This is a genomic window from Streptomyces sp. NPDC007264, from assembly GCF_042869095.1.
Lineage (GTDB): Bacteria > Actinomycetota > Actinomycetes > Streptomycetales > Streptomycetaceae > Streptomyces.
Genome location: NZ_JBIAFD010000006.1, coordinates 81,412 through 100,994 on the forward strand (window position 1 = coordinate 81,412; position 19,583 = coordinate 100,994).

Annotated in this window: 16 protein-coding genes and 1 riboswitch; of the genes, 12 read left to right on the forward strand and 4 right to left on the reverse strand. The window is 73.8% G+C overall.

The annotated features are described in order from the left end of the window. Positions 1-134: 134 nt before the first annotated feature. A complete protein-coding gene (locus tag ACFYMU_RS11855) occupies positions 135-548 on the forward strand; it encodes a VOC family protein (RefSeq protein WP_388371617.1) in 414 nt (137 codons plus the stop codon). Between the two features lie 7 nt (positions 549-555). Here the strand turns inward: ACFYMU_RS11855 and ACFYMU_RS11860 are convergent, their stop codons facing one another. The 3 genes from ACFYMU_RS11860 to ACFYMU_RS11870 all read right to left on the reverse strand — a co-directional run bounded on the left by ACFYMU_RS11860 (position 556) and on the right by ACFYMU_RS11870 (position 4,165). After that, positions 556-2,013, reverse strand: coding sequence for a hypothetical protein (locus tag ACFYMU_RS11860; protein ID WP_388371620.1), 1,458 nt, complete (start codon positions 2,011-2,013; stop codon positions 556-558). Between the two features lie 190 nt (positions 2,014-2,203). Further along, positions 2,204-3,334, reverse strand: coding sequence for an alpha/beta hydrolase family protein (locus tag ACFYMU_RS11865; RefSeq protein WP_388371623.1), 1,131 nt, complete (start codon positions 3,332-3,334; stop codon positions 2,204-2,206). 111 nt (positions 3,335-3,445) lie between these two features. Beyond that, entirely contained in the window at positions 3,446-4,165 is a 720-nt protein-coding gene (locus ACFYMU_RS11870) for a class II aldolase/adducin family protein (RefSeq protein ID WP_388371626.1), read from the reverse strand. 318 nt (positions 4,166-4,483) lie between these two features. Here ACFYMU_RS11870 and ACFYMU_RS11875 point away from each other — a divergent pair, with 318 nt between their 5' ends. From ACFYMU_RS11875 to ACFYMU_RS11890, 4 genes are all read left to right on the forward strand, one after another. Then, positions 4,484-5,803 carry an anion permease gene (locus ACFYMU_RS11875; RefSeq protein ID WP_388371629.1) on the forward strand — a complete coding sequence of 440 codons (1,320 nt, stop codon included), beginning with the start codon at positions 4,484-4,486 and terminating at the stop codon, positions 5,801-5,803. 15 nt (positions 5,804-5,818) lie between these two features. After that, entirely contained in the window at positions 5,819-6,037 is a 219-nt protein-coding gene (locus tag ACFYMU_RS11880) for a hypothetical protein (RefSeq protein WP_388371631.1), read from the forward strand. Positions 6,038-6,288: 251 nt separating this feature from the next. After that, complete coding sequence (locus ACFYMU_RS11885; protein ID WP_388371634.1) at positions 6,289-7,146, forward strand: helix-turn-helix domain-containing protein; 858 nt, start codon at positions 6,289-6,291, stop codon at positions 7,144-7,146. A gap of 41 nt (positions 7,147-7,187) precedes the next feature. After that, complete coding sequence (locus ACFYMU_RS11890) at positions 7,188-7,640, forward strand: hypothetical protein (protein ID WP_388371637.1); 453 nt, start codon at positions 7,188-7,190, stop codon at positions 7,638-7,640. Between the two features lie 268 nt (positions 7,641-7,908). Here the strand turns inward: ACFYMU_RS11890 and ACFYMU_RS11895 are convergent, their stop codons facing one another. Next, complete coding sequence (locus tag ACFYMU_RS11895; RefSeq protein ID WP_388371640.1) at positions 7,909-8,118, reverse strand: DUF397 domain-containing protein; 210 nt, start codon at positions 8,116-8,118, stop codon at positions 7,909-7,911. Positions 8,119-8,480: 362 nt separating this feature from the next. Beyond that, positions 8,481-8,554: riboswitch (cobalamin riboswitch) on the forward strand. A 120-nt stretch (positions 8,555-8,674) separates the two neighbouring features. Between ACFYMU_RS11895 and ACFYMU_RS11900 the strand changes: the two genes are divergently transcribed. From ACFYMU_RS11900 to cobI, 7 genes are read left to right on the forward strand one after another with little or no spacing between them, the layout of a single operon-like run. Next, positions 8,675-9,631 (forward strand): cobalamin biosynthesis protein, encoded by a 957-nt coding sequence (locus ACFYMU_RS11900; RefSeq protein ID WP_388371643.1) that lies wholly within the window; start codon positions 8,675-8,677, stop codon positions 9,629-9,631. After that, positions 9,628-11,136: a cobyric acid synthase gene (locus ACFYMU_RS11905; RefSeq protein ID WP_388371646.1), complete on the forward strand. Its 1,509-nt coding sequence runs from the start codon at positions 9,628-9,630 to the stop codon at positions 11,134-11,136. The genes ACFYMU_RS11900 and ACFYMU_RS11905 overlap by 4 nt, the downstream gene beginning before the upstream one ends. Then, positions 11,133-14,786 carry a cobaltochelatase subunit CobN gene (gene cobN / locus ACFYMU_RS11910; RefSeq protein WP_388371648.1) on the forward strand — a complete coding sequence of 1,218 codons (3,654 nt, stop codon included), beginning with the start codon at positions 11,133-11,135 and terminating at the stop codon, positions 14,784-14,786. The genes ACFYMU_RS11905 and cobN overlap by 4 nt, the downstream gene beginning before the upstream one ends. Continuing rightward, complete coding sequence (locus tag ACFYMU_RS11915; protein WP_388371651.1) at positions 14,783-16,798, forward strand: putative cobaltochelatase; 2,016 nt, start codon at positions 14,783-14,785, stop codon at positions 16,796-16,798. Before cobN ends, ACFYMU_RS11915 begins: the two co-directional genes overlap by 4 nt. Then, the gene (gene cobO, locus ACFYMU_RS11920) at positions 16,798-17,406 is read left to right on the forward strand and encodes a cob(I)yrinic acid a,c-diamide adenosyltransferase (protein WP_388371653.1); all 609 of its coding nucleotides are present in this window, start codon (positions 16,798-16,800) and stop codon (positions 17,404-17,406) included. Before ACFYMU_RS11915 ends, cobO begins: the two co-directional genes overlap by 1 nt. Then, positions 17,400-18,749 carry a cobyrinate a,c-diamide synthase gene (locus tag ACFYMU_RS11925; RefSeq protein ID WP_388371656.1) on the forward strand — a complete coding sequence of 450 codons (1,350 nt, stop codon included), beginning with the start codon at positions 17,400-17,402 and terminating at the stop codon, positions 18,747-18,749. Before cobO ends, ACFYMU_RS11925 begins: the two co-directional genes overlap by 7 nt. Then, positions 18,746-19,495: a precorrin-2 C(20)-methyltransferase gene (cobI, locus tag ACFYMU_RS11930; protein WP_388371659.1), complete on the forward strand. Its 750-nt coding sequence runs from the start codon at positions 18,746-18,748 to the stop codon at positions 19,493-19,495. The genes ACFYMU_RS11925 and cobI overlap by 4 nt, the downstream gene beginning before the upstream one ends. Positions 19,496-19,583 lie beyond the last annotated feature (88 nt).

Below are 19,583 nucleotides of genomic sequence, written 5' to 3' on the forward strand. Positions count from 1 at the left end.
GTGCGGACGTTCGCCGCCGTGATGCCCGTGCCCCGCCCCGCGACCGGGCCGGGGTCACTGTCAGTGGCCGGTGCGAGACTGGGCGCGGCCATGATTCCAGGATCTCAGCAGGACACCGGAGAGGAGTGATCGCGATGGTGGGCATGGACGGCAGGCGTCCGAGCATCTGCCCCACGCTGCTGTACGCCGACGCGAAGGCGGCGATCAAGCAGCTCACGGAGGCGTTCGGCTTCACGGAGCTGTCGGTGTACGAGGACGAGAACGGCTCGGTGCTGCACGCCGAGCTGGTGCAGGGCAACGGCGCGGTGATGCTCGGTTCCAAGGGCCGGGGCGGCGCCTTCGACGAGGCGATGAAGGGCGCGGGCCCGTGCGGGGTGTACGTCGCCGTGGACGACGTCGACGCGCACCACCGGCGCGCGGTGGAGCACGGCGCGGACATCCTGATGCCCCCGACGGACCAGGAGTACGGCTCGCGGGACTACATGGCCCGTGACGCCGAGGGCAACATCTGGAGCTTCGGCACGTACGCCCCGGACATAGCCGTCTGACGGCCGGTCAGCTGCCCCCGGTGTGCACCTGGAAGGCGGCGCGGCGCACGATCTTGGCGAGCGCGGGGTCCGGGTGGGCGGCGGCGAGCGCGACCAGGACCTGCACGGTGCGGGGGTGTCCGACGGCCCGCACCTCGTCGAGGAGCGCGGGCACGGTGGGCTGTACCGCCGACTCCAGGTGGCGCACGAGGAGCGGGGCCTCGCCGTGGTCCGCGACGGCCGCGGCGGTGTCGACCCACAGCCATGTGGCCTCCGCCCGGGTCAGCACCTCGTGGGCGTCCTCGGGATCGGCGCCCTCGTGCTCGGCGAGCCAGAGCAGGGCGTAGGGGCGCAGCGGGGTCTCCTCCGCGGCGGTGCGCACATCGGGCTCGGCGGGGGCCCCGACCACCCGCAGGGCGTCGAAGGCCAGACCGCGCAGCAGGGCGTCCTCGCCGCGGGCGGCGTCCAGGAGTTCGGTGACGGCGCTGCCGACGGTGCGGGCGGCGAGCCAGGCGCGGTACTCGGCGCGGGCCGCGTTCGGGCGGAGCTGGGCGCAGCCGCGGAGCATGTCCTCCGCGTTCTGCTCGATGTTCCCGGCGGGGCTCTGCGCGGCGACGCAGATCTGCTCCAGCTTGACCCAGACCGCCCAGCTGCCGAGCGGGGTCAGGGTGGCCTGCCCGTCCCCGTAGACGAGGGCGCCCACCGAGGCCAGCGCGCGCAGCGCCCAGTCGAGCAGGGGGGCGAGCCGGGTGTCCTCCGCGGGCCGCTGGTCCGGCGTCGGCACGGGGCCGGAATCGGCGGATGCGGCGTGGAGCGCCTCGGCCTCGGGGTCGTGGGCGACGGCCGGGACCAAGGGGATCTCGCAGCGCTCGGTGCGCAGTTCGGTGACCCGCTGCTCCAGGAGGTCGAGGAGCTGCTCGACCGGGACGGGTCCCGCGGACAGCTGCAGGAAGGAGAGCACCTGGGGCATGGCCGAGACGACCTCGGCGACGGCGGCGTGCTCATGGTCCGCGGGCTCGGGGCAGGCGAGCGACCATGCGTCGAAGAGGGCGACCCAGCCGCGCAGCACGGCGGAGTCGTCGCGGTTCCAGGCGCGCAGCCGCCAGCCGGGCCGGGCGCTGTCGCCGTGCACCTCGACGAGGCCGGCGAGGCGGGCGGTGTCCCAGTCGGCACGGACCTGTTCGGGGGTCAGACCCAGTTGGGCGGCGGCCCGTTCGGCGGTGGTGTCCGAGAGGGTGCCCTTGCCGCCCGAGGCCGCGCCGTCGCGTCCCGGCCGGAGCGCGGCGTCCGCCCAGCGGGCGACGCGGGCCGCGTCGGCCAGGCGGGCGCGGGCCATGGCGGCCAGTTCCGCGGGCGGAGGTGTGCCCTCGGGCGGCCGGGGTGCGGGGCGGCGCGAGCGGCGCTGGGTCACCGCTCGGGGAGCGTCGGCCAGAGGCCGCGGGCTGACGAGTCGGAGCCTGGAGTCGCGTGGGTTACGGGACGTCACGGGTGCAGTCTTCCGGTTGACGGTCCGAAAACCCAAACGGAATGTCACGACGCACGACGGGGCCGGCCGACGCACGGGGTCCGAGAAGGATCGCGGCAGGTGCAAGGGCTTGCCCGACGGCTCAAACGGAAGGCGGCGCGGGTCCCGGATCCGAGGGGTGCGGCGGGCTGGGAGGCGGCCCGGTCCGCCGTCACATGAGGGGGGTCAGGAAGCGCCGCATGGCCTCTTCGTAGGCGGCGGGGTCCGCGTTCCACATCGCTCCGTGCGGGGCGTCCTGCACGGTGTGGAGGGTGACCAGGTCCGGTCGGCGCTGCGCCAGGCGGCGCGAGGGCCCCCAGGGAGCGACCGTGTCGCCGGGGCCGTGGAAGATCAGGACGGGCACCGTGAGGCGGTCGACGGCGGCGGACTCCCGCACCCGGTCGAGGCGCAGACCGGCACGGCCCTGCGCGGCGCGCACGGCCAGCGGCAGCAGGGCGTCGGGGGTGCGGCGGGCCGCGGCCAGGGCGCGCAGCGTGGCCTCCCAGCTGAGCACGGGCGAGTCCAGCACGAGCCCGGAGATCCGCTCGCGCAGCGCCGAGTGCGCGGCGGCGCGCAGCGCCATGGTGGCGCCGGTGGACCAGCCGTGCAGGACGACGCGCTCGGCGCCGTGGTCCACGGCGTAGCGGACGGCGGCGTCCACGTCGTGCCACTCGGTCTCGCCCAGGTGGTTCAGGCCGTCCGCGGGGCGGGGTGCCTCGGGGTCGCCGCGGTAGGCGGGGTCGAGGACCGGGAAGCGGTAGCGGCTGAGGAACTCCATGACGTTCATGGGATGTTCCCGGGTGGTGCCCAGGCCGTGCACGGTGATCACCCAGGTGTCGCGGGCGCCGGGCACGAACCACGCGGGCAGGGCCCCGAGTTCGCCGGGCACGTCGACGTCGGTGTGGTGCAGGCCGAGGGCGGTGGCCGGATCGCCGAGGTGCACGGCGGGGGTGAGCCAGGCCCGGTCGCCGGGTTCCATCGTGCCGCGGGTGACGCGTTCCAGGCGGCGTACGACGGTGTCGGCGGAGTGGGGGGCGGCGTGCAGGACCGGCCCCACGACCGCGTGCGAGCCGTCGGCGGACAGACCGTAGACGCCGGGGCGCTGGGAGGCCAGGTCCCGGGTGAGGGTGATCCGGCCGGCCGCCGTGGAGTGCACGGTGAGGCGGGGTTCGGTGGGCAGGGGGCGGCCCGGCGGCGCCTTGAGCGCCGCGTTGCTGGCCATGCGGCCCACGACAAGGCCGGCCGCGGCTGCTGTGGCGATGGCTGCGGTGGCGGCTGCGGCCGCCGCTGTGACAGTGCGCACCCGTCCAGTCTCGCTGTGGAGCCCGCCCCCGGCCAGCGGGAGGACGGCGCGGGGTGACCCGCCCCGGCGCGTCCCGGCGCGTCCCGGCGCGGCCGCCGCGGTTCCCGGCCCTTACCGCTGCCCGTATCCCCGCAGCCGCTCCCCCACCTCCGTCACCTGTTCCCGGGTGAGCAGCGCCGGTGCGAGGCCGGGCACGGACGACGCCGCCAGCCAGACGCGGCACATCCACTCCAGTTGGGCCGTGCGGTCGTACGCCTGGGACAGCGACGAGCCGTAGACGATCGTGCCGTGGTTCTCCAGGAGACAGGCGTTGCGGTCCCGCAGGGCCCGGAGCATGTTCTCGGCCAACTCGGGCGTGCCGTAGGTCGCGTACGGGGCGACCCGGACCGGTCCGCCGAGCGCGGCGGCCATGTAGTGGATCAGCGGCAGCTCCGGGACCAGGGTGGAGACGGCCGTCGCGTGCACGGCGTGCGTGTGGACCACGGCACGCGCCCCGGTGGTGCGGTAGACGGCCAGGTGCATGGGGAGCTCGCTCGTCGGGCGCAGCGAGCCGAGCACCTGCCGGCCGTCGAGGCCGACGCCGACCGTGTCGGCGGGCGTCAGCCGCTCGTACGGCACGCCCGTGGGCGTGACCAGCACGATGTCGCCGACGCGTACGGAGACGTTGCCGGACGTGCCGACGACCAGCCCGTCGGCCACGGTGCGGCGGGCCGTCGCGAGGAGTTCGTCCCACGCCCCCGCCACCTCGTCCGCGGCGTCCGCACCGCCCCGCTCCCGACCGCCCGCCGCGCCCTGCGGCAGGGCCCGTGCGTCGCCTCGCTGCTCAGCCATGCCGCGATCCTGCCAGAGATCGCACACGACCCGGTGGCTGGACCGAGCGGGACCGCAAGGGCCGCAAGGGCCGCAAGGGCCGCAAGGGCCGCAAGGGCCGCAAGGGCCAGAAATAGGCTGAAAAGTGCCGAAAAGAGCCGGAAGGGTCTCGGAGGAAAGGATTCCGCCTTCGTTCGAGAGCACCGCACCGCCGCCCGGCCGCAAACGGAGCGGCGGCACCCCGATCGGTACACCCTTCTGCCTGCCCCAGTTCATCTTCCGTTCACCCAGGTTGCGTACGGTTCACGCGCCACTGACGTCCTAGAGAAGCCTGGGTAAATGGAACACATCACGCTCCTCCTCGGAATCGTGATCGTCACCGCTCTCGTGTTCGATTTCACGAACGGTTTCCACGACACAGCCAACGCGATGGCCACGACCATCTCGACCGGCGCCCTCAAGCCCAAGACGGCGGTGGCCATGTCCGCCGTGCTGAACCTCGTCGGCGCCTTCCTCTCGGTGGAGGTCGCCAAGACGATCTCCGGCGGCATCATCAACGAACAGGGCATACGCGTCGAAGTGATCTTCGCGGCCCTGGTGGGCGCGATCCTCTGGAACCTGCTGACCTGGCTCCTCGGTCTGCCGTCGAGTTCCTCCCACGCTCTCTTCGGTGGCCTGATCGGCGCCGCCGTCACCTCGGCGGGCTGGTCCGCGGTGAACGGCTCGACGGTCGTCACCAAGGTGCTGATCCCGGCGGTCGCCGCGCCGATCGTGGCGGGCCTCGCCTCGATGCTGGCGACGCGCCTGTCGTACGTCGTCGGCCGCCACGCGGACGAGAAGGCGAGCGCGAAGGGCTACCGCGCCGGGCAGATAGCCTCGGCCGGCCTGGTCTCCCTGGCGCACGGCACGAACGACGCGCAGAAGACGATGGGCGTCATCACGCTGGCGCTCGTCACCGGCAATGTCATCGCCCCCGGCTCGAACCCTCCCGTCTGGGTCATCGTCTCGGCCGGCGCGGCCATCGCGCTCGGCACCTACCTCGGTGGCTGGCGCATCATCCGCACGATGGGCAAGGGGCTGACGGACCTGGCCCCGCAGCAGGGCTTCGCCGCGCAGACCAGCGCCGCGACCGCGATCCTCGCCTCCTCCCACCTCGGCTTCTCGCTCTCCACCACCCAGGTCGTCTCCGGTGCCGTCACGGGCTCCGGTCTCGGCCGCAAGGGTGCCGCGGTGCGGTGGTCCACCGCGACCCGGATGCTCGTCGCCTGGGCCCTCACCCTGCCGGCCGCCGGCCTGGTGGCCGGCGCCGCCGAAGTACTCACCAAGCAGGGCACCTGGGGCACCATCGCCACAGGGGTGCTGCTGGTCGCCGGCGCCGGCGCCATCTGGGCCCGCTCCCGCCGCAAGCCGGTCACCGTGCACAACGTCAACGACGTCGAGACGGAGCCCTCGGGCGTCGTCACGGCCGCGATCGCCGCGGTGACCCCGCCGCCGGCGGGCCCGGTCGAGGCGGACCCCACCACGGCGGAAGCCGCAGTGGAAGCCGTGGTGGAAGCCACGGTGGACAGCGCCGCGGTGGACGCCGCCGGACTGAAGACCACCCTCCAGGTCCCGGACGGCGGCCCCTCCGCGGAACCGACCCGCCCCGCGACGGTATAAGGAAGTACACCCCTCATGAAGATCGACTGGGCAGCCCTCGGCTCCGTCTTCGGCGTCAGCCTCGTGGTCACCGTGGCCCTCGTGGGCCTGTTCACGCTGGGCGTCGTGAGCCTGACGAAGAAGGACACGGCGCGCGGCGGCACGGCCGCCCTGGCGGCCACCGGCGCGTACGTCTGCTTCGCGGCGTGCGCGGCGGCCGTGACGTACGGGATCTATCTGATCGTGGCCAAGTAAGCCACCACGACTCATCCGCGCGCTCAGGCGCACACGGTCAAGCCCCCGCAGTGACGATCACTGCGGGGGCTGATCTTTGTTAGATATATGCCGATTTGCTACGGTCTACCCGATACGACCACGTCGAAAAGACAGGTGGCGAATCGGCAGCCCTCTGGCCGCCCATGCCCAACTCACCTAGTCTAATGGGTGAGTTGCTGCCCGACGTTGGCCGCCCGACCAGCCGAAGACGACGTGTAGCAGGGAGCGACATGGCCAGGGACATCGATCCGAGCCTGAACCGACGCAGGCTCCGTATCGAGTTGCGCAAGGCGCGGGAGGAAGCCGGGCTCACCCAGCGGGAGGCGGCCGACGCGCTGGAGTGGTCCCTGTCGAAACTGATCCGGCTGGAGGCCGGCACGGTCAGCCTCAGCGTCACGGACCTGCGCGCCCTGCTCCAGCTGTACCGTGTCACGGACCCCGGGCTGGTGGGCGAGCTGGAGGAGGCGGCCCGCGGCTCGAAGGGGCCGTCCTGGTGGGCGCCGTACAGCGACATGGTGCGGCCGCAGTTCGCCCAGTACCTGGGCTACGAGAGCGCCGCGACCTCGATCCGCTTCTACCACCCGTCGGTCGTCTACTCGCTGTTCCAGATCGAGGACTACACGATGGCCCAGCTGGAACCCCGCGAGACCGCGGAAGTGGCGCGGCGGTCGGCGGAGCTGCGCACCACCCGGCAGGAACGGATCTTCGACGGCGGGCAGGGGCCGGACGTCAGCATCGTGCTGGACGAGGCGGTCGTGCGGAGGGTCATCGGCGGACCGGGGGTGATGCGGCGCCAGCTGGAACATCTCAAGACGATGTCCCAGCACCCCAGAGTCACCATGCGCCTGCTGCCGTTCACGGCGGGCGCGCACTACAGCATGGGCGGATCCTTCACCCTGCTCGGCTTCAAGGACGACGACGATCTGCTCTATCTGGAGGGCGCCACCGGCAGCGTGGCGAACCGGGACGATCTCGATCTCACGTCCCGCTACCAGGAGTGCTTCGAGGACATCAGCAGCAAGGCGTACGACGGCGACCGGATGATCGAGCTGATCGACGCGGTCAAGGAGAGTCTCGGCAACAGCTGAAGCCCGGCCGGAAGGGCCCGGGCGGACAACGGGGAGGGGCCATGGCGGCCTTGGGGATCGCTGACTGGTACAGGTGGCTGCGCACGCTCCGTTCCGTCGCGGCGGGCAGGCCGCCTGCCGCCCCGCCGAGGGCCGCCGGGCCCCAGGGGGGCGCCCCCGCGCCCGACGGGACGCGGCACGCGGGCGGCGACGGCGGCACGCGGCCCCCCGGGGGCCGTCTGCTGCTGGGCACGGCATGCGGCAGCGTCCTGCTGTTCGGCATCGCCGTGTCCGCCCGGGTGGCGCCCAGCCTGGAGCTGCACGCTCTGACCCCCCTGACCGCGACGGTGGCGGGGGTGCTCGGCGCGGCCGCCGTCACCGCGCTCGCGGCGTGCGCCGGCCGCTCCCTGCGCGGCCGCTCCCCGGCGCCGCGCACCCGGGAGTTCAGCGGGTCCCCGAGCCCCGCGGACGAACCGTCGCCACAGCCCGGTCGAGAGCGCGGAGACGCTCCGTGACGGGGGTGAGGCCCCACCACAGGCCGGCGCTGGCGGCCGCGACGATCGTCACCACGAGCCAGACCAGGGCCCGTGCCGTGGACCCCGGCACGAGCAGCGCGGCGAGCGCCCCGAAGCCCACCGCGAACACCCCCGTGGTCAAGGAGAAGAGTGCCAGCGGGGCCGCCGCCGACAAGGACGGGCGCGGAGTGCGGGGACCGCCCGCGCGTGCCGGGACTTCCCTGGCCCTGTCTCCCATTCGGGTCCCTCCCGCCCTCTGGCGGCCCCTTCAGAAACCGTCGGCCGCCGGATTCTCAAGTCCAGCCAGCAAACCACACCACGCGGCACGGCGAAAGACGACCACCGGCCCGCCCCGCCGTTTCGAGTCACGCACCAGCACGTGCCCCTTCTCCACGGCCACTTCGACGCAGTTGGTCTCATCGCTTCCCGAGTGACTGCTCTTGCGCCACACCCGCCCCGTCGGGTCCCTGCCGATCACACCGACCTCCACTCACCAGTCAGCGCACCGACACAGCGTCCTCACCGTGACGCTCCCGAGCGCCGTGTCCCACCGCTGCCCCAGGCAGCAGAGGCCCCGGCCACACCAGGTTCGTCTCCCCGCAACGAATCACCCAATGCCGCTCGTCGGCGCTCTTCGCGTTGGTCATGCCGATTCGTTCGTAGTGCCGTCCCTAGTCTTCCCAGCTTCCCCGCGCGGAAAGAGCGCAGAAACCGCCGATTCGGGTGGCTGACGATATTTCAGCGGTGTGGGGCTCAGCACACCGCAGCGTCGCAGGTCAAGACCCAGTTGACGGGTGTTCGGGGGGCGTGGTGGACTGCCGGGGCCACCACGGCGGCAGGAGAGGAAGCCGGTGCGAGTCCGGCGCGGTCCCGCCACTGTCACCGGGACGGAACGTCCCGCGAGCCAGGAACTCTCACCGCCGGTCTCATCGAACCAGGGCGTGGACACCCTGAGTGAGGACATATCGCCATGCGCGGCTGCCGAACGAGGTCCTGTACCCGGCCCCTGCCCGCCCCCGCGGCCGGCTGAGCCGATGGGTGCCGATCGCGTCTTCGCGTACGGCGCCGCCGCCGGCCTCCTCGGTGACCTGCTGCTCGGCGATCCACGCCGTGGGCATCCGGTCGCCGCGTTCGGGCGGGCCGCGGGCGCCGTGGAGCGGGTGCTGTGGCGGGACCACCGCGGGTGGGGCGCACTGCACACCGCCGTGTGCGCCGGGGGCGCCGTGGCATCGGCGGCGCTGGCCGCCTCCGCCGCGCGCCCCTCACGCGCCGCGTCCCTCGCCCTGACCGCCGCCGCCACCTGGGCCGTCGTCGGGGGGACGTCCCTCGCCCGGGAGGCGCGGGCCGTCGGACGCGCCCTGGAGGCGGGGGACGTCGAGGCCGCCCGTGCACGGCTGCCCCACCTGTGCGGGCGGGATCCCCAGGCGCTCGACGCCGACGGGATCGCGCGGGCGGTCGTGGAGTCCGTCGCCGAGAACACCTCCGACGCCGTGGTGGGCGCGCTGGTGTGGGGGGCCGTGGCCGGTGTGCCCGGGCTCGTCGGCTTCCGCGCCGTCAACACCCTCGACGCCATGGTGGGTCACCTGTCGCCCCGCCACCGGCACTTCGGCTGGGCCTCCGCCCGGCTCGACGACGTCGCCGGCTGGCCCGGGGCGCGGCTGACCGCCCTCCTCGCGGCGGCGTCCGGCCCCGACCCGCGCGGCGCCGTGCGCGCCTGGGGCGCCGATGCCGCCCGTCATCCGAGCCCCAACGCGGGACCCGTGGAGGCCGCGTTCGCGGGCGCGCTGGGCGTGCGGCTGGGCGGAACGCTGTCGTACGGGGGCCGCGTCGAACACCGGCCCGTCCTCAACGCGGCGGGGCGCGGCGTGCGCACGGGCGACATCGAGCGGGCCGTACGGCTCTCCCGCCGGGTGAGCACGCTCGCGCTCGGCGTCACGCTCGCCGGGCGCCTCGTGGCGCGACGGCTTCTCTCGAAGGGACGGACGTCATGAGCGGCGGACTCCTCGTCGCCGGCACCACCTCCGACGCGGGCAAGAGCGTCGTCACCGCCGGGATCTGCCGCTGGCTGGTACGGCAGGGAGTGAAGGTCGCGCCGTTCAAGGCGCAGAACATGTCCCTCAACTCCTTCGTCACCCGCGAGGGTGCCGAGATCGGGCGGGCACAGGCCATGCAGGCCCAGGCGTGCCGGGTCGAGCCGACCGCGCTGATGAACCCCGTGCTGCTCAAGCCGGGCGGCGAGCAGAGCAGCCAGGTCGTGCTGCTCGGCAGGCCGGTCGGAGAGCTGAGCGCGCGCAAATACCACGGGGGGCGGCAGCAACAGCTGCTCGGCACCGTCCTGGACTGCCTCGCCGAACTGCGGGGCAGCCACGACGCGGTGATCTGCGAGGGCGCCGGCAGTCCCGCCGAGATCAATCTGCGGCGCACCGACATCGTGAACATGGGCATCGCCCGCAACGCCCGGCTCCCCGTACTCGTCGTCGGTGACATCGACCGCGGCGGCGTCTTCGCCTCCTTCTTCGGCACGGTGGCGCTGCTCTCGCGCGAGGACCAGGACCTCGTCGCCGGTTTCCTCGTCAACAAGTTCCGCGGCGACGTCTCCCTGCTGGAGCCGGGGCTCGACATGCTGCACGGGCTCACCGGACGGCGGACATACGGTGTGCTGCCGTTCCGGCACGGCCTCGGGATCGACGAGGAGGACGGGCTGCGGGTCTCCCTGCGGGGAGCCGTCCGCGAGTCGGAGGTCGCCGCACCCGCCGGCGAGGACGTGCTGCGCGTCGCCGTGTGCGCCGTCCCCCTCATGTCCAACTTCACCGACGTGGACGCGCTGGCCGCCGAGCCGGGCGTGGTGGTCAGGTTCGTGGACCGGCCCGAGGAACTGGCCGACGCCGACCTCGTCGTGGTTCCGGGCACCCGAGGCACCGTCAGGGCCCTGGAGTGGCTGCGCGAACGCGGCCTCGGGGACGCCCTGGTGCGCAGGGCCGCGGAGGGACGCCCCGTCCTCGGCATCTGCGGCGGCTTCCAGATCCTCGGCGAGCACATCGAGGACGAGGTGGAGAGCCGCCGGGGTGACGTCGACGGGCTCGGGGTACTGCCCGTCCGGATCCGGTTCGCGCCGGAGAAGACCCTGGCCCGGCCCGTCGGCGAAGCTCTCGGGGAGCGCGTCGAGGGGTACGAGATCCACCACGGCGTCGCCGACGTCACCGGTGGTGCTCCCTTCCTGGACGGCTGCCGGGTCGGTCAGACCTGGGGCACGCACTGGCACGGCTCCCTGGAGTCGGACGGTTTCCGGCGGGCGTTCCTGCGCGAGGTGGCCGCCGCCGCGGGCCGCCGCTTCGCGCCCGCGCCCCACACGTCGTTCGCCGCGCTGCGCGAGGAGCAGCTCGACCGGCTCGGCGACCTGATCGAACAGCACGCGGACACGGACGCGCTGTGGCGGCTCATCGAGTCGGGCGCGCCGCGAGGACTGCCCTTCATCCCCCCGGGAGCGCCCGCATGAGCACAGTGTTGTTGTTGTCGACCGCCGACACCGATCTGCTGGCGGCCCGTGCCTCCGGCGCGCCCTACCGGATCGGCAACCCGGTCCGGGTGGACGTGGCGGAGGAGCTTCCGGGGCTGATCGAGGGCGCGGACATCGCCGTCGTACGCCTGCTGGGCGGCAGGCGCGCCTGGGAGGAGGGGCTCGCCCGGCTGAGGGCCTCCGGTGTGCCGACCGTGCTGCTGGGCGGGGAGTCCGTGCCCGACGCCGAGCTGATGGCCGAGTCGTCCGTGCCCGCGGGGGTCGTGGCGGAGGCGCTGCGCTACCTCGTGGAGGGCGGGCCCGCCAACCTCGCGGAACTGGCCCGGTTCCTGTCCGACACCGTGCTGCTGACCGGCGAGGGGTTCGCCGGGCCGCGGAAGATGCCCGAGTACGGGATCCGTGGAGAGCGCGGGCACGTCGAGGGGCGGCCCACCGTGGGCGTGCTCTTCTACCGGGCCCACGAACTGAGCGGCAACACCGCCTTCGTGGACGCGCTGTGCGACGCGATCGAGGCGAAGGGGGCCAACGCCCTGCCCGTGTACTGCGGTTCGCTGCGCGGCGCGGACGAGGGGCTGTACGAGATCCTCGCCGGGGCCGATTCCCTGGTCGCCACCGTCCTCGCGGCCGGCGGCACACACGCCTCGCACGCCTCGGCGGGCGGCGACGAGGAGTCCTGGGACATCGGGGCGCTCGCGGACCTCGACATCCCGGTGCTCCAGGGCCTGTGCCTGACCTCCTCCCGCGCCGCGTGGCAGGAGTCCGACGCCGCCCTGTCCCCCATGGACGCGGCGATGCAGGTGGCGATCCCGGAGTTCGACGGCCGGCTGATCACCGTCCCGTTCTCGTTCAAGGAGCAGGGCCCGGACGGGGTCCCGGTGTACGCGGCCGACCCGGAGCGAGCCGCGCGTGTCGCCGGGATCGCCGTGCGGCACGCCACGCTGAGGCACAAGCCGAACGCGGAGAAGAAGCTCGCGCTCGTCTTCACGGCGTACCCGACCAAGCATTCGCGGGTCGGCAACGCGGTCGGCCTGGACACGCCCGCGTCGGCGGTACGGGTCCTGGACGCGCTGCGCGAGGCGGGGTACGCCGTCGAGGGCCACCCCGCGGAGGGCGACGAGCTGATCCACCGCCTCATCGAGGCCGGCGGCCACGACGTCGAGTGGCTGACGGAGGAGCAGTTGGCCGCCGCGCCCGCGCGCGTGCCCCTCGCCGACTACCGGGCGTGGTTCGACACGCTCGACGCCGGGCTGCGGGACGCGATGGTGGCGGCGTGGGGCGAGCCGCCGGGCGGCCTGTACGTCGACGGCGACGACATCGTGCTGGCGTCGCTGCGGTTCGGGAACGTCGTCGTGATGATCCAGCCGCCGCGCGGCTTCGGCGAGAACCCGATCGCGATCTACCACGACCCCGACATGCCGCCGTCGCACCACTACATGGCGGCCTACCGCTGGCTGGAGAACGGCTTCCGCGCCGACGCCGTCGTGCACATGGGCAAGCACGGCACGATGGAGTGGCTGCCCGGCAAGGGGCTCGGGCTGGGCGCCGGTTGCGCGCCGGACGCCGTGCTCGGCGAGCTGCCGCTGGTCTACCCGTTCATCGTCAACGACCCCGGGGAGGGCACCCAGGCCAAGCGGCGCGGCCACGCCACCGTCGTCGACCATCTCGTACCGCCCATGGCGCGGGCCGACACCTACGGCGACCTGGCGAAGCTGGAGCAGTTCCTCGACGAGTACGCGCTCGTCTCCGACCTGGACCCGGCGAAGGCGCCGGCCGTGCGGGCCCAGATCTGGACGCTGGTCAAGGCGGCCGAGCTGCACCACGACCTGCATGTGGACGAGCAGCCCGACGAGGACGCGTTCGACGAGTTCGTCATGCACATCGACGGCTATCTGTGCGAGATCAAGGACGTGCAGATCCGTGACGGGCTGCACGTCCTGGGCGCCGGACCGGTCGGTGAGCCGCGCGTCAACCTGGTGCTCGCCGTACTGCGCGCCGCGCAGGTGTGGGGCGGGCGGGCCGACGCGCTGCCGGGGCTGCGGGCCACGCTGGCCCGGCACTTCGGACTGGTGGAGAAGGAGTTGCTCGCCGAGCCCGGCCTCCCGGTGAAGGTGCCGGTGGAGCTGACGGCTCTGGTGGACGGGCCGTCCCGTACGGCGGCGGACGCGATCGACCTGCTGGAGCAGCTGTGCCGGCGGATCGCGGAGGGGATGGAGGAGCGCGGCTGGGCGGCCTCCGAGAGCAGTGCCCTGCTGCGGGAGGTGCTCGGCACGGAACCCCCCGACGCCGTGGCCGTCGTGACCTTCGCCTGCGCGGAGGTCGTACCGCGGCTCGCCCGCACCACCGACGAGATCGGCCACATCCTCAAGGCGCTGGACGGCGGCTATGTCCCGGCGGGCCCGTCCGGCTCCCCGACCCGGGGCCTGGTCAACGTCCTGCCGACCGGCCGCAACTTCTACTCGGTCGACCCGAAGGCCATCCCGTCCCGGCTGAGCTGGGAGGTCGGTCAGTCGCTCGCGGACTCGCTGGTCGGCCGCTATCTGCAGGACACGGGCGAGTACCCGAAATCGGTCGGTCTGACGGTCTGGGGTACGTCCGCGATGCGCACCCAGGGCGACGACATCGCCGAGATCCTGGCGCTGATCGGCTGCCGCCCCGTCTGGGACGACGCCTCCCGCCGGGTGACCGGCTTCGAGATCGTGCCGCTCGCGGAGCTGGGCCGCCCCCGCATCGACGTCACGGTCCGTATCTCGGGCTTCTTCCGCGACGCGTTCCCGCACGTCGTGGGCCTCGTCGACGACGCCGTCCGCGCGGTGGCCGAGCTGGACGAGCCCGCCGCACGGAACTTCGTGAAGGCCCACGCCGACGAGGACACCGCCGTCCACGGCGACCGGCGGCGCGCGACCGCGCGTGTCTTCGGCTCCAAGCCGGGCGCGTACGGCGCGGGACTGCTGCCGCTCATCGACGCCCGCAACTGGCGCTCGGACGCCGACCTCGCCGAGGTGTACGCCGTGTGGGGCGGTTACGCGTACGGGCGCGGACTCGACGGACGGGCGGCGCGCGGCGACATGGAGACGGCGTTCCGGCGGATCGCCGTCGCCGCCAAGAACGTCGACACCCGCGAGCACGACCTCGTCGACGCCGACGACTACTTCCAGTACCACGGCGGCATGGTCGCCATGGTGCGCCATCTGACCGGGGCCAGCCCCGAGGCGTACGTCGGCGACTCCGCCGTCCCCGACCAGGTGAAGACCCGGACGCTGGGCGAGGAGACGCACCGGGTGTTCCGGGCCCGTGTCGTCAACCCGCGTTGGATGGCGGCCATGCGGCGCCACGGCTACAAGGGCGCGTTCGAGATGGCGGCGACCGTCGACTACCTCTTCGGCTACGACGCCACGGCCGGGGTCGTGGACGACTGGATGTACGAGAAGCTCAGCGCGGAGTACGTCTTCGACGCCGAGAACCGGGACTTCATGAAGAAGTCCAACCCGTGGGCGCTGCGCGGCATCACCGAGCGGCTGCTGGAAGCGGCCGACCGGGGCCTGTGGGCCGAGCCGGACGCGGACACGCTGGAGCGGTTGCGCGCCACCTATCTGGAACTCGAAGGCGATCTGGAGGGCGACGAGAAGTGAGTACTCCTTTTCCGTTCACGGCCGTCGTCGGACAGGACGACCTCCGGCTGGCACTGCTCCTGAACGCCGTGAGCCCCGCGGTCGGCGGCGTCCTTGTGCGGGGCGAGAAGGGCACCGCGAAGAGCACCGCTGTGCGCGCCCTGGCGGCACTGCTGCCGGAGGTCGCCGTGGTGCCCGGGTGCCGGTTCTCCTGTGACCCGGTTGCCCACGACCCGACCTGTCCCGACGGCCCGCACCAGCCGGGCGTTGCCGGGTCGCGTCCCGCCCGCATCGTCGAACTGCCCGTCGGCGCCTCGGAGGACCGGCTCATCGGCGCGCTGGACATCGAGCGTGCCCTTTCCGAAGGCGTCAAAGCCTTCGAACCCGGCCTCCTGGCTGCCGCAAACCGGGGCATTCTTTATGTCGACGAAGTCAACCTGCTTCACGACCACCTCATTGACGTCCTGTTGGACGCAGCCGCCATGGGCGCCTCGTACGTCGAGCGCGAGGGCGTCTCCGTGCGGCACGCCGCACGGTTCCTGCTCGTCGGGACCATGAATCCCGAAGAAGGCGAACTGCGGCCCCAACTGCTGGACCGCTTCGGTCTCACGGTGGAGGTGGCCGCCTCACGGGAGCCCGACCAACGGGTGGAGGTCGTGCGGCGCAGGTTGGCGTACGACGACGACCCGGCCGGCTTCGCCGCGCGCTGGTCCGGCGAGGAGGCCGCCGTACGGCAGCGGATCGTCGCCGCGCGGGAGTTGCTGCCGCAGGTGCGGCTGGGCGACGGCGCGCTGCGGCAGATCGCAGCGGTGTGCAGCGCCTTCGAAGTGGACGGCATGCGGGCCGACATCGTGGTGGCCCGGACGGCCGCCGCGCTGGCGGCGTGGGCCGGGCGGACCGATGTGCTCGCCGAGGACGTGCGGCAGGCGGCGCTGTTGGCGCTGCCGCATCGCAGACGACGTTCGCCCTTCGACGCCCCCGGGCTCGACGAGGACAAGCTCGACCAGACGCTGCAGGAGTTCTCCGGCGACGACGACCCCGACCCGGGCCCCGACGGCGGCGGACCGGGCGGGGGCGGGGGCGGCGGACAGCCGGCGCCGGACGCCGGGCCGCAGGGCGGGGACACGGGCGCACGGCCCGAGGCCGGGGACGGCGGCGAGCCGCAGCCGTCAGGGGCTTCCGAGCAGTCGCCCGTACGCGCGGCCGAGCCCTTCCGCACCAAGGTGCTGAGCGTGCCCGGGATCGGCGAGGGTGCCGCCGGACGGCGGTCACGGGCGCGGACCGAGCACGGGCGGACCACCGGGGCCCGTCGGCCCCGGGGGACGCTCACCAAGCTGCACCTGGCCGCGACCGTGCAGGCCGCGGCGCCCCACCAGCGGGCGCGCGGCCGGTCCGGGCCCGGGCTGGTGGTGCGCCGCGACGACCTGCGGCAGGCCACCCGCGAGGGGCGCGAGGGCAATCTCGTGCTGTTCGTCGTCGACGCCTCCGGATCGATGGCGGCGCGGCAGCGGATGAGTGCCGTGAAGGGTGCGGTGCTGTCCCTGCTGCTCGACGCCTACCAGCGGCGGGACAAGGTGGGGCTGGTGACCTTCCGGGGATCGGCGGCCGAGGTCGCGCTGCCGCCGACCTCGTCGGTGGACGCGGCGGCGGCCCGGCTGGAGTCGCTGCCGACGGGCGGCCGGACCCCGCTGGCGGCGGGGCTGCTGAGGGCCCACGACCTGCTGCGGGTGGAGCGGCTGCGGGATCCGGCGCGGCGGGCGCTGCTCGTGGTCGTCACCGACGGGCGGGCCACCGGCGGCGGCGCGGACCCGGTCGGGCTGGCGGGGCGTGCGGCACGGCTGTTCGCGGCGGAGCAGGTCGCGTCCGTGGTCGTGGACTGCGAGTCGGGGCCGGTGCGGCTGGGGCTGGCCGGGCGGCTCGCGGGTGAGCTGGGCGGTACGGCGGTGACGCTGCAGGAACTGCGCGCCGACGGCATCGCCGGACTGGTGAGGGACGTGCAGGGGACGCAGAGGACCGCGAGGAGGGCCGCGTAATGCCGCAGGGACAGCCGAGTGTGGTACCCGACGACGGTTTGACGACCCGTCAGCGGCGGAACCGGCCGCTGGTGGTCGTGCACACCGGGATCGGCAAGGGCAAGTCGACCGCCGCCTTCGGGCTCGCGCTGCGCGCCTGGAACCAGGGGTGGCCGATCGGGGTGTTCCAGTTCGTCAAGTCGGCGAAATGGAAGGTCGGTGAGGAGAACGCGCTGCGCGTGCTCGGGGCGTCCGGGCAGGGCGGCACGGTCGCCTGGCACAAGATGGGCGAGGGCTGGTCCTGGGTGCAGCGCGGCCTCCAGGGGGACAACGCGACCAACGAGGAGAAGGCCCGCGAGGGCTGGGAGCAGGTCAAGCGTGACCTGGCGGCCGAGACCTACCGACTGTACGTGCTCGACGAGTTCGCGTACCCGATGCACTGGGGCTGGGTCGACACCGACGAGGTGGTCGAGGTGCTGCGCAACCGGCCGGGGACCCAGCACGTCGTGATCACCGGACGCAACGCGCCCGCCGAGCTGGTCGGCTTCGCGGACCTCGTCACCGACATGTCCAAGGTCAAGCACCCCATGGACGTGGGCCAGAAGGGCCAGAGAGGCATCGAGTGGTGACGTCCGTACCCCGGCTGGTCATCGCCGCGCCCTCGTCCGGCAGCGGCAAGACCACCGTCGCCACGGGGCTGATGGCCGCCCTCACCGAGCGGGGACTGGCCGTGTCCCCGCACAAGGTGGGGCCCGACTACATCGACCCCGGCTACCACGCGCTGGCCACGGGGCGGACCGGACGCAACCTGGACGCGTACCTGTGCGGGCCCGAGCTGATCGCGCCGCTGTTCCTGCACGGGGCACGCGGATGCGACGTCGCCGTCGTCGAAGGGGTGATGGGGCTGTACGACGGGGCCGCGGGCGAGGGCGAACTGGCCTCCACGGCGCAGGTGGCGAAGCTGCTCGGCGCGCCGGTGGTGCTCGTGGTGGACGCGTCGTCCCAGTCGCGGTCGGTGGCCGCCCTGGTGCACGGGTTCGCGTCCTGGGACCCCGGGGTGCGGATCGGGGGCGTGATCCTGAACAAGGTCGCCTCCGACCGGCACGAGGAGTTGCTGCGGGAGGCGCTGGACGCCTCCGGGGTGCCGGTGCTCGGTGTCCTGCGCCGGGCCCCGCAGGTGGACACGCCCTCGCGCCACCTCGGCCTGGTCCCGGTCGCCGAGCGCCGCGCGGAGGCCGTGGCGGCCGTCGCGGCGATGGCCGCACAGGTGCGCGCGGGCTGCGACCTGGAGGCGCTGCTGGCGCTGGCGCACGGTGCGCGGGCGTTGCCCGTCCCCGCGTGGGAGCCGCCGGTCACCGACGCCGGCGGGGCAGCGGTGGTCGCCGTCGCCGGCGGGGCCGCGTTCACCTTCTCCTACGCCGAGCACACCGAACTGCTCACCGCCGCCGGAGCCGACGTCGTGCCCTTCGACCCGCTCCGGGACGAGCGGCTGCCGGAGGGCACCGCCGGGCTGGTGATCGGCGGCGGGTTCCCGGAGGTGTACGCCGACGGGCTGTCCGCCAACGAGCCGCTGCGGCGGGCCGTCGCCGCGCTCGCCCTGAGCGGTGCGCCCGTGGCCGCCGAGTGCGCCGGTCTGCTGTACCTGTGCCGGGAGCTGGACGGGCGGCCGATGTGCGGTGTCCTCGACGCGAGCGCCCGCATGAGCGAACGGCTCACCCTGGGCTACCGCGACGCCGTGGCCGTGAGCGACGGCGTCCTCGCCGCCGCCGGGACGCGGATGCGGGGGCACGAGTTCCACCGGACCGCCGTGGAGCCCGGCGCGGGGGCGGCTCCCGCCTGGGGCATGCGCGTGCCTCACCGGCGCGTCGAAGGCTTCGTGCACCGGGGTGTGCACGCCAGTTATCTGCACACGCACTGGGCGGCCGCGCCCGGTGCGGCCCGTCGGTTCGTGGAGAGGTGCCGGACGTCATGAGCAGCAGGCTGATCGGAGTCGGGGTGGGCCCCGGCGACCCCGAGCTGGTGACCGTCAAGGGCGTGGGCGCGCTGCGGGCGGCCGACGTCGTCGTCGTGCCCGTGATGGCCGCGCCCGACGGACGAGACGGCGGGGAGCGCGGGCGCGCCGAGGCGACCGTGCTGCACTACGTGCCCGAGGAGAAGGTCGTACGGGTCGTGTTCGCGCTCAACGAGCGCAGCGACCGGGCGCGGCGCGAGGCCGCCTGGGACGCGGCCGGGGAGCGCGTCGCGGGGCTGCTGCGGCGGCACGCGGCCGTCGCCTTCGCCACCATCGGCGACCCCAACGTGTACTCGACGTTCACCTATCTCGCGCAGACCGTCCAGCGGCTCCTGCCGGGGACCGTCGTGGAGACCGTGCCCGGCATCACCGCCATGCAGGACCTCGCCGCCCGGTCGGGCGCCGTGCTGACCGAGGGCACCGAACCGCTCACCCTGGTGCCCGTCACCGCGGGCGCCACCGTGCTCAAGGACGCGCTCGGCGGGCCCGGCACCGTCGTCGCCTACAAGTTCGGGCGGCAGGCGCGCGAGGTCGCCGAGGCGCTGCGCGAGACCGGGCGCATCGACGACGCCGTGTGGGGATCCGCGCTCGGACTGCCGGAGGAGTCGATCCGCCCGGCCGCCGACCTCGAGGACGGCGCCCTGCCCTATCTGTCCACGCTCATCGCGCCCGCCCGGCGCGACGGCACCCGCGGCGGCAAGCTGTGACCGCCGCAAGCGCCCCCGACCGGGACGCGCGGCCGGACGCGCACCGGCCTTCGCACCGCCCCGGCCTTCACGAAAGAGGACACATCCC

What these genes read in the sequence shown, in the direction of transcription:
- cobN (WP_388371648.1), top strand. Translation starts at nt 11,133, where the DNA reads ATGAGCACAGTGTTGTTGTTGTCGACCGCCGACACCGATCTGCTGGCG.
- ACFYMU_RS11870 (WP_388371626.1), bottom strand. Translation starts at nt 4,165, where the DNA reads ATGGCTGAGCAGCGAGGCGACGCACGGGCCCTGCCGCAGGGCGCGGCG.
- ACFYMU_RS11880 (WP_388371631.1), top strand. Translation starts at nt 5,819, where the DNA reads ATGAAGATCGACTGGGCAGCCCTCGGCTCCGTCTTCGGCGTCAGCCTC.
- ACFYMU_RS11875 (WP_388371629.1), top strand. Translation starts at nt 4,484, where the DNA reads ATGGAACACATCACGCTCCTCCTCGGAATCGTGATCGTCACCGCTCTC.
- ACFYMU_RS11890 (WP_388371637.1), top strand. Translation starts at nt 7,188, where the DNA reads ATGGCGGCCTTGGGGATCGCTGACTGGTACAGGTGGCTGCGCACGCTC.
- ACFYMU_RS11885 (WP_388371634.1), top strand. Translation starts at nt 6,289, where the DNA reads ATGGCCAGGGACATCGATCCGAGCCTGAACCGACGCAGGCTCCGTATC.
- ACFYMU_RS11855 (WP_388371617.1), top strand. Translation starts at nt 135, where the DNA reads ATGGTGGGCATGGACGGCAGGCGTCCGAGCATCTGCCCCACGCTGCTG.
- ACFYMU_RS11905 (WP_388371646.1), top strand. Translation starts at nt 9,628, where the DNA reads ATGAGCGGCGGACTCCTCGTCGCCGGCACCACCTCCGACGCGGGCAAG.
- cobO (WP_388371653.1), top strand. Translation starts at nt 16,798, where the DNA reads ATGCCGCAGGGACAGCCGAGTGTGGTACCCGACGACGGTTTGACGACC.
- cobI (WP_388371659.1), top strand. Translation starts at nt 18,746, where the DNA reads ATGAGCAGCAGGCTGATCGGAGTCGGGGTGGGCCCCGGCGACCCCGAG.
- ACFYMU_RS11900 (WP_388371643.1), top strand. Translation starts at nt 8,675, where the DNA reads ATGGGTGCCGATCGCGTCTTCGCGTACGGCGCCGCCGCCGGCCTCCTC.